Here is a 6337-nt window from a genome sequence, read left to right on the forward strand (position 1 = left end):
GTGTGAGAGCATAGACCCTGCGCCAGTTCTTATGTTTGCCCAGTTGGATAAAGAGCGAAGCCGCGAACGCCCCGAGGACAAAAAGCACGACGATGGACGCGAAGGCCGCGGCGATAACAAGTTGTCCGATCGATATGTGATCAGAAATCAACGATACGTTGCCGGTCATGTTCGCGGAAAAATAGCCAAAAGCGAAATAACCGGCGCTGTTCACCGTTCCCGCTACGAACGACAGTATTGCCGCAAGGACCAGATCAACTCGAGACGTGCGGTTTTCACCCTCTTGGATAAGCATGAGGCCCATATGGAGAATTGATGTTGATGACAATCAATCTTGAGTCTCAATACCAATCAAGGGCGCTTGATGGGTGTTCGCCGCTTTATGGCAGAACGTTGACCGCTCGGGCGGCGACGATGACAAGGGTCAACAGTGAAATCGCGCTCTCCAGCATCATCAGCATCTTTGCGCGCCGGGTAAGCGGCAGGACATCAGTGGGACTAAACGCGGTCGCAGTATTGAATCCCAAAAACAGGTAGTCGAGGAACAATGGGCACCAATCAGCCGGTGCCACTTCAGGCGCCGCGGCCTGTGGAAACAACCAGTCCGGCTCCGAGCGTGCCTGCCCCGCCCGCGCGGTTGGCCCGCCACGACCGATTTGCCAGTAAAGCAGCGAGAAGGTCAAAACATTCGTGACCCAGATTGCCAGGGACGACGAGAGAAGTGAGACCGCACGGGTTTCCGGTGGATGAAGCGTGATGATACCGATCATATCTCCCAGTTCGGCCGCGGTGTTGACAGCATAGGCGGCCGCAAGAAGCATAATTGCGGTTCGTTCTACCCTTGCCCAGAAAGGACGCCCGGTCAGTGTAACAGCGGTCATCGGCACAAGGACGGCAAGCGCCACGATGTGGGAAATCCAAACCGGCAACACATGCACGTGGTGAGGCAGAACTGTCAGCAAGCCGAGCACGGCCAATATTGCAAGGATGGGGATCCAGCGCGGCTCGTCGTGGACATGATGGTCGCGCTCTCTCACCGACATCTGGTGCTCGCATATTTCCCATCGTCGGACAGGCATCGGACGTGAGAGCGGATGTACGGTTTCGGCACGACCGGCGTTTCCATGGCTTCCCCCGCCCAAAGTTGGATGGCTTTTGAGCGTGCCCTCTCTCGAAAAGATCGCATCGCAGCGTAATCTCCCTGCAGAATGGCAACAAGAGCGTTGTTGGCCGCAGCGCTGACTTTTAGTGAAGATGCTGTGCGAAGCATGTTTGCCGAGCGTATCAATCGGTGGCATCTTCGTGTCGAGAAGACCACCATCGCGCAACAACAGGCAATCAAATGGTGCCCGTCGACGTCGACCAACTTTCAACCATGATTTCCCATGCCGTGGCTCCGGTTTTCCTGCTGGCCGCCATTGCGGCTCTCGTGTCCATCCTGATCAATCGGATGGCAGGGGTGACCGACCGGATCAGAAACCTCAATCAGATTGCCGATGATGACACCACACGCACGTGGCTCAAGGCCGATATCGCCCGGCTGAAACGCCGCGAGATCTTATTGAATCAGGCTCTGCAGCTCGCGGTCGTCGGTGCGATCGGAATTGCCGTCCTGTTGCTCGTGGGGTTTGTAGTGGCTTTTATGGGCTACCGCCATGAGCCGGGCGCGGGCGCATTGTTTATCGTGTCTCTTTGCTTGCTGGTCGGATGTCTGTTCCGATTCTTGCAGGATGTGAGAATTGCACTGAGCGAGCACGATCACCACCACTGATCTCTGGGAGATTGCCGCGACCGTTCAATCGTTCGGCGGACCGCTAAAGTCCATCGGCGACTGGCGCTTGACAGCGCAGGACCAGCGTTTGACTTTCGAGTCCGGATTCTGACTTTGCCACTTGGCGATTGCGGTCTGTCCCGCGATCAGACAAGTCATCAGCGATACGTTGCGTGCCTCAAAACTCAACCGTGTTTCCCGGCAGTCTCCAGACATGAGACAGGCGGCTATGACGAGTTCGATCATCTTGTTTCTCCTAACAGAGCTCGGGCCTCGAAAATTGTCGGCTGACAGCGGCGCGAAGTAACGAGTGCGGTGCGAAATCTGACGAATTCTCACGAGATTTACCGATCGAATGCGCGAGCGGTCGACGCATGGGCGCGGCGATGTGCTAAAATGGTTGGCGGCTATCCATGCTTGGGGAGGAAAAGGCATGGACACACAAGGCATTCCGACCCTGACCATCAACGGTATTGTTGTCGATTTCGAACGAGAGACAATGTGCGATCGGGCGGGGAACTCGATCGATCTCAGACCGCAATCCTTTGCCGTACTTCGGCTTCTCGCCGAAAACGCCAATCGTGTTGTGACCAAGGACGAATTGATACAGTCTATATGGCGCGGGTTGGCGGTTACGGACGACAGCATCGTCCAGTGCATCCACGAAATTCGCCGCGCACTCCACGACGAAAGCCAAGCGATACTGAAGACTGTGCCGAAGCGCGGCTATCGGTTGATGATCTCAGCCGATGCAGGCTCGACAGCCGGAGGACTGAATTCCCGGTCCTTTTTCTTATCGGGGCTTTTTCTGTCGCTGGTGATCGCGACAGTTTTGGCGTGGTGGTTGTTGGAGCGGCCGCAACCCCTGCGCGACCGAACTCCAGTTGTTGCAGTGCTGCCTTTTGACGATATGAGTCCGGAAAGGAACCTGCGATATCTTGGCGACGGGCTGGCGGAGGATCTCATTTCCATGCTCGCCAGCGCGCCGGATATCAGTGTTATCGCCCGCAATTCATCGTTCACGTTTGGAAGATCGCCCGTCGACGTGCGCAAGGTCGGGGTGGAACTTGGCGCGGACTTTGTTCTCGAAGGGAGCGTCCGGAGGGAGGGCGACCGTCTTCGTCTTGTTGCCCAGCTTAACGACGCCAAGACCGGACAGCATCTGTGGGCACAACGGTTCGATGAGCTCGAAAGCGATCCGTGGAAGCTTCAGGACAAGGTCGCGGGCAAAATCATTGCCTCCATCACGGGCGAGGTAGGCAAGATCAAGCAGGCTCAATTTGGCGAGGTTTGGCGCAAGGACGCGACTTCACTTGATGAATACGATTACTATTTGCGCGGCTTGGACATCTTTGTAAATGCCGGAGACCGGTCTGCCCTGGATCGGTCGCGCAAGGTCTGGGTAGAGGGCTTGAGCAAATTCCCCAATTCCGCACTACTGCAGATAAAGCTCGCATGGAACTACCATAAGTCCGCCTATTACGGTTTCAGCGAGAGTCCCAACGAAGATTTTGCACATTCGGCACGACTTGTCCGGAAGGCGATGGCGCAGGATAATCTGACCCCTTTGGAGTTGCGAACGGGCCACTGGCTTCTTGCCCTTGTGCTTAGCCAGGAGCGAGACTTCGCCGGTGCCGTGCGAGAAGCGCAGGCTGCTATTTCCCTCGCGCCAAACGACGCCCGCATGTTCGGGGATCTCAGTGAAGTTCTGACGATGGCCGGTAATCCGCTTCAGGCGATAGAGATTCTCAACAAGGCGATTGCCCTCGATCCCCGCAGCAACAGCAATCTGCATCTTTCCAAAGCTTGGGCCTTGCAGGTAGCGGGCAAACCTGCAGAATCCGTTGCTGTTTACGAGAGCCAGAGTTTCGCAGCGCCTATGGCGTACCTCACGATGGCAATCAGTCTCGCACGGGTGGGACGGCATGAGGAAGCGAAAAGCATGGTAAGCAAGGCTCTGGTGATTCAACCATCCTTCACGCAGGCCCGCTGGCGTGACTTGAGCTACTATGCCGACACCAAGATCACGGATGGCGAAATCGCCGATCTCGCGAGGATCGGACTACCGTTGCAGTAAGAGCGTCAAGAATCACAGTTCGGGGTCCTCTTCAGAATGGGCGCGCTTCTTCGGTCCCTCAGCCCGCTCGCGGTCGAGCTTGCCGAATTCGGTCATGATGCTGACTAGTACGCTCCCCGTCCAGCCGAATGTGAACAAGCCCGATATCGCTATGACTGGTCCGATCAGACGCCACCGATCAGGCATGCTGATGTTGCCTTGGCCAAGTGTCGTATAGCTTTCCAGGACGTAATAATAACTGTCGCGCATGGAGGGAATGAACCCTCTCATATAAATTGGAACGGCCCAAATGAGGGTCTCGGTGAAATGCAGCGCCGATAGGGAAGCAATTGTCGCGGCGAGCAAAAGGTTGATCCGCCAATGCGAAGTGCTGCTGCTCACTTTGACCCAGGCTTTGCTGAAGCGCAGGTTGATTGCTCGGATTCCGGCCCCGTGCACGAAAATGACCACGATCAATATCAGAGTGCCGACAGCAATTTCCAGAACCGGATCGGGGACTGAAAGGTCGTTCATTTTGTCACCCACAATCTAGTGCAACCAAAGCGGCGGTCGTTTCGGGGTCGTGTTTTCATGGGAAGACGGATTGACACACTAGGCCAACGAGCGTCCCAAGTCGGTGAGGTAGAGAGACATGCGATTATTGGTGCGACGCCGCATCGAATCCCCTCCCATCCATCGGCGCTGAAGAAATCATCCGTTGCTTCAACAATCACCAGCTAATTAATCTGCGCCACATTTCAGATTCGTGCCAACGCTGTTTATTGGGCGCGCAAAGAATTGGTTATCGCGTCCTAGCTTTTTGATCAACAATATCGGAGCGGTATCCGGCGTTGCCAAGGTACCAGAATGTCCAATGCTGTAACAGTTACGTACTTCACACCAGGGCTGTTACGAAGATCTTATCGATATCGTCCGGGGACTGGCAATAGTGGCGAAGGAGATACAATGATGACTTTCCTCCACAAGGCATGCTTTGGCTGTATCGTTGCGCTTATTCCATTCGGCGCAAACGCGGAATCTACCCAGATCGGAACATTGTCATGCGACGTGTCTAAGGGCATAGGGATGTTCGTCGTCGAAAAGCAGAAGCTGACCTGCACGTTCATGCAGGACAAAGGTGGCAGTGCGGACAAATACACAGGGTCGATAGACCAATTTGGAGTGGCAGTCGGCGAGGTTGCAGGGGGGCATCTCATTTGGGGCGTCGTCGCAGCCACCGGCGGACTTCCCGCCGGAGCACTTGCCGGCACCTACGCCGGCGTCGGTGCAAACGCCTCAGTGGGCCCTGGCGCAGGTGCAAATATTCTCACTGGCGGCACCGGCCGGGCGTTTTCCCTGCAACCCATATCCGTGGAAGGGCAGGAGGGCATAAACTTTGCCGGAGGGGTGACGACCGTTACGCTAAACCCGGCACAGTGACTCCCCTAGAGTTGGTCGGTGAATCCGGGATCTGGAAAGTTTTCGCGGTGCGACGGATTGTGAGCCGAACGGCATTGGTTAGTCAGAGGTCGATACTTTGGGGGCGTTTTATTATTTGGTTGTGTGCTGACTGAGCGCGACGCCGTTCACCTGTCCGTCTTTCAAGCGATAGGCCAGAGCTTGGAGCTTCGCATGCCCCTTTGCATCCGGACGGCCAAGGTGCGCGTAGCGAATGATACCATTATCGGTGGCGGTTCCGAATGCCGTATCAAGTTCCTTCCTGCCCGCCTTGAGGTCGGGCACCGGCAGCGTCCAACTGGCCAACTCTTCCGCACCGAGTTCGCAACCAGCCTGCGGCTTGTCGCCTTCTTCTCCCGCAATCGTCGTCAGGACGTTCTCGCCCTCATCGGAACTGCCATCGGCAATGAACCAATGTCGATCGAAGTGGTCGCCAACCTTGACTTCATAACAGATCCAACCGATCGAAGCGGCGCGATTGCCGCGTTTGTGGATCGTGCCTCCGAACCTCGCGACGATATCGTCGAGCGTCGTCCTTTCGAGGACGACATCCATCGCGCTCGTCTTCATCTCATTGTCAAAGGGTTTTTGCATGGGTCTGGTTTGGGCCTTTGCCGAGCCGCCGGAAAGGACGATCGAAGGAAATCCCGTCAACATCAGATCATCCGCCAAAGCTGGGGTGGTTGCGAGCGTGCCTGCGAGACCCAAAAGCAAAACCGCCATTCCAGCTAGCTCGTCGTGTGCCTTTCCGCTTCCCAGAACTCGCATTTGTGCGCCTCCAGCATTAATGAAAAAGCTCTCCTCTCGTAATGTGGGTCAATGTCGGCCGCATAAAAAGTACGTAACGGTTACACGCCCTTGGTTGGTTGATCTCGTCGCGGATCAGGCGCGATCCCTGATACACAAACGCGCTCGGTCCGGAGTAGCTTGCGACCGCCTAGATGGGGTAACGGGCTGCCAGGCCAACTGCTCACTTCACTACGGCGATTTTGAGCGGCGCGCTGCGCTCGCGGTTTGCTTGGTAAGACGGCGGTCGTCCCTCACACTGATGG

8 protein-coding genes are annotated in these 6337 nt (G+C 56.1%); 4 read left to right on the forward strand and 4 right to left on the reverse strand.

Annotation, left to right across the window (positions count from 1 at the left end; translation table 11 throughout):
- A partial coding sequence (locus tag AAAB35_RS26805) for a hypothetical protein (RefSeq protein WP_340671376.1) occupies positions 1–316 on the forward strand: 316 nt, incomplete at its 5' end.
- 64 nt (positions 317–380) lie between these two features.
- Here the strand turns inward: AAAB35_RS26805 and AAAB35_RS26810 are convergent.
- Positions 381–1043 carry a hypothetical protein gene (locus tag AAAB35_RS26810; protein ID WP_340671377.1) on the reverse strand — a complete coding sequence of 221 codons (663 nt, stop codon included), beginning with the start codon at positions 1041–1043 and terminating at the stop codon, positions 381–383.
- A 299-nt stretch (positions 1044–1342) separates the two neighbouring features.
- Here AAAB35_RS26810 and AAAB35_RS26815 point away from each other — a divergent pair, with 299 nt between their 5' ends.
- A complete protein-coding gene (locus tag AAAB35_RS26815; RefSeq protein WP_340671378.1) occupies positions 1343–1771 on the forward strand; it encodes a DUF2721 domain-containing protein in 429 nt (142 codons plus the stop codon).
- A 24-nt stretch (positions 1772–1795) separates the two neighbouring features.
- On the opposite strand, the gene AAAB35_RS26820 is transcribed toward AAAB35_RS26815, so the two are convergent.
- Entirely contained in the window at positions 1796–2017 is a 222-nt protein-coding gene (locus tag AAAB35_RS26820; RefSeq protein ID WP_340671379.1) for a hypothetical protein, read from the reverse strand.
- 187 nt (positions 2018–2204) lie between these two features.
- On the opposite strand from AAAB35_RS26820, the gene AAAB35_RS26825 reads away from it, so the two are divergent.
- A complete protein-coding gene (locus AAAB35_RS26825; protein ID WP_340671380.1) occupies positions 2205–3848 on the forward strand; it encodes a winged helix-turn-helix domain-containing protein in 1644 nt (547 codons plus the stop codon).
- Between the two features lie 12 nt (positions 3849–3860).
- Here AAAB35_RS26825 and AAAB35_RS26830 read toward each other — a convergent pair whose 3' ends face one another.
- Complete coding sequence (locus AAAB35_RS26830) at positions 3861–4361, reverse strand: ion channel (RefSeq protein WP_340671381.1); 501 nt, start codon at positions 4359–4361, stop codon at positions 3861–3863.
- A gap of 432 nt (positions 4362–4793) precedes the next feature.
- Here AAAB35_RS26830 and AAAB35_RS26835 point away from each other — a divergent pair, with 432 nt between their 5' ends.
- Complete coding sequence (locus AAAB35_RS26835) at positions 4794–5267, forward strand: DUF992 domain-containing protein (protein ID WP_340671382.1); 474 nt, start codon at positions 4794–4796, stop codon at positions 5265–5267.
- A gap of 111 nt (positions 5268–5378) precedes the next feature.
- Here AAAB35_RS26835 and AAAB35_RS26840 read toward each other — a convergent pair whose 3' ends face one another.
- Positions 5379–6053, reverse strand: a complete 675-nt coding sequence (locus AAAB35_RS26840) for a hypothetical protein (protein ID WP_340671383.1) — start codon at positions 6051–6053, stop codon at positions 5379–5381.
- Positions 6054–6337 lie beyond the last annotated feature (284 nt).

This window comes from Phyllobacterium sp. (genome assembly GCF_037994425.1).
Classification (GTDB): Bacteria; Pseudomonadota; Alphaproteobacteria; order Rhizobiales; family Rhizobiaceae; genus Phyllobacterium.